This is a genomic window from Streptomyces sp. NPDC002779, from assembly GCF_042888685.1.
In the GTDB taxonomy this organism is placed as follows: Bacteria; Actinomycetota; Actinomycetes; order Streptomycetales; family Streptomycetaceae; genus Streptomyces.
Genome location: NZ_JBIAQC010000070.1, coordinates 1 through 2,385, shown reverse-complemented (window position 1 = coordinate 2,385; position 2,385 = coordinate 1). Strand labels below are relative to the sequence as shown.

1 protein-coding gene and 2 pseudogenes are annotated in these 2,385 nt (G+C 64.9%); 1 reads left to right on the top strand and 2 read right to left on the bottom strand.

The window, feature by feature from the left end:
- Positions 1-305: 305 nt before the first annotated feature.
- Positions 306-703 (bottom strand): annotated as a pseudogene (locus ACFYW5_RS37850) (transposase); the annotation flags it as partial.
- 382 nt (positions 704-1,085) lie between these two features.
- Between ACFYW5_RS37850 and ACFYW5_RS37845 the strand changes: the two are divergent.
- Positions 1,086-1,955: pseudogene (locus tag ACFYW5_RS37845) on the top strand (IS110 family transposase); the annotation flags it as partial.
- A gap of 37 nt (positions 1,956-1,992) precedes the next feature.
- Here the strand turns inward: ACFYW5_RS37845 and ACFYW5_RS37840 are convergent.
- The gene (locus ACFYW5_RS37840; protein ID WP_389421678.1) at positions 1,993-2,319 is read right to left on the bottom strand and encodes a transposase; all 327 of its coding nucleotides are present in this window, start codon (positions 2,317-2,319) and stop codon (positions 1,993-1,995) included.
- Between the last annotated feature and the right edge of the window lie 66 nt (positions 2,320-2,385).

Sequence of the window (2,385 nt, the reverse complement as noted above, 5' to 3'; positions counted from 1 at the left end):
CCGAGCAGGCGACAGCCGAACCAACGAATCTGAACACCCATCAACCCCTGCTGACCAGCTGATCAGCACCTCCCGCATGACGGGGGAACCTCAGGCCGGAGGCCGAAGGGATCGATGTCTGGTTCGACACCTACGTCTCGACGGACTGCATCACCGTGTGGCTCTACGAGGACGGCGACCCCACCAAGGTCGTTCTGGACTGCGTAGTCGTTGATGCCAACGGCGCCCGGCTGGATTGCGGACATCAGCGGCCTCTGCGGCGGGCTGTCCCTGATCCGGCCTGACCTGGTCTGTCTCTGCTTTGATCACCCGGTCAGGGCGAGGTTGTGTAGACGGGCGATGCCGAGCATGGCGTGGTGGACGCCGTCGCCTTTGAGTCGGCAGTCCCGAAGGATCTTCCAGGTCTTCATGCGGGCGAAGACATGCTCGACGCGGGCACGCACCTGTTTGTGGGAACGGTTGTGTTCCTCCTTCCAGGCCGGGAGGTCGGTCTGCCACGCTCCCGACGGTGCGGGATGACGAGCCCGGTGCCGGGATAGCCGCCGTCGGCGATCGTGATGGTCCGACCGACGGCGGCTTCGGCACCAGATTCGGCCCATGCCTTGCAGTCGTTGCGGTTGCCGGGCAGTGGCCGGCCGACCACGACGACCAGTCGAGTGTCCGCGTCGATGACGACCTGATGGTTGGTGGAGTACCGGTAGTTCTAATAGGTCACCGGTGGCCCCGATCGCGTAAGCGCAAGAGGCACCATGCGAGGCGGGAAGCTGCTTCCCTTCCAGGACCGGTTCCACCTCGCACCTTGCCCTGCCGAGCGGAGACCTTCGGTAGTTCCGGGACCTTGATCTCTCGTCTAAGACCGGTCCCGTCCGGCAGAAGCTCGGATCAGCGGTCTTCATGTCCTCAGCCCGCCGCCAGGGGCCACCTCTCAGCAGTTCGCGAGCCCCATGAGCTCTCCAGCAGACCGAGGTCCCTGTCGGTCGCTGGAGACACGAACGGCTCATGAGATGGCGTGCCTGGAGCACTTCTATTAGAGCGCCGCGTGCTCCGCATGGGACTGACCTGCAGATTCGTACGGAGGTACCGGCTTGAACAAAATCTTTTGCGGCATCGACTGGGCGGAGGGCCACCATGACATAGCCCTCGTCGACCAAGACGGAACCCAGGTGGCCAAGCTACGGATCAGCGACGACAGCGCAGGCTTCCACGCGCTGATAGAGCTCCTGACCCGGCACGGTGACAGCGCAGAGAATCCGATTCCTGTCGCCATCGAGACGCCGCGCGGGCTCCTCGTCGCCGGTCTGCGGGCCACCGGACGCCAGATCTATGCGATCAACCTCCTGGCCGCAGCACGCTATCGCGATCGTGGCAACGTCTCCCGCGCCAAGTCCGACGCAGCGGACGCCCGGGTGCTGGCCAACATCCTGCGCACCGACCGACACGCCCATCGTCCCTTGCCCGACGACAGCGAGGCCGGGCAGGCCATCGCCGTTCTGGCCCGCGCTCATCAGGATGCAATCTGGGACCGGCAGCAGATGATCAACCGGCTCCGGTCACATCTGCGCGGGTACTATCCAGCTGCCCTTGCCGCTTTTCACGGCGCCGGCAAACCCGGACTCGACTCACCACGCGCCCGCTTGATCCTGACTGCCGCACCCCCGCCGGCCGACGCCGCCAGGCTGACCCGCAGCCAGTTGCGCGCGCTGCTCAAACGGGGCGAGCGCCCACGCTGCGGAATCGAAGCCGAGGTCGAGCGGCTGCGGGCAATCTTCCGAGCCGACTACCTGCGGCAACTGCCGCAGGTCGAAAAGGCTCTGGGACATCAGACAGTGGCGCTCGTCCGACAGGTCGACGCCGCCTGCCTCAGCGTCACTCAGCTCGCGGCGGCGACGGAAGAGGCATTCCTCGCACACCCTGACGCAGACATCATCACAAGCTTCCCGGGGCTGTCTGTACTGAGCTGCCCCGAGTTTCGTAGAGTCCGGTGATCTTGTTTCAGGCGGACTGCGGGGTGGCTTCCTGTTGTCGCCACCACTCGCGTTCGTACTCGGCGGGCGGTACGTAGTCGAGGGCGGAGTGGAGCCGTTCCTCGTTGTACCAGGTGACCCATTGGAAGATCGCCCGCTCGACCTGGTCGACGTCCCGCCATGGTCCTTGCATCTCGATCAGCTCGGCTTTGAAGGTGCCGTTCAGGGCCTCGGCCATCGCGTTGTCGTAGCTGTCCGCGACCGAGCCGACCGAGGCTGAAGCCCCGATCTCGGACAGCCTCTCGGTATACCGAATCGATACGTATTGGGCGAGTTCAACCGGTCGTTGCAACACCGGGCTGTTGTAGTGAGCGTAGCTGCTCCTCGAAGACCTCGGCCGGTGTCTTCCAGCCGAGGATCT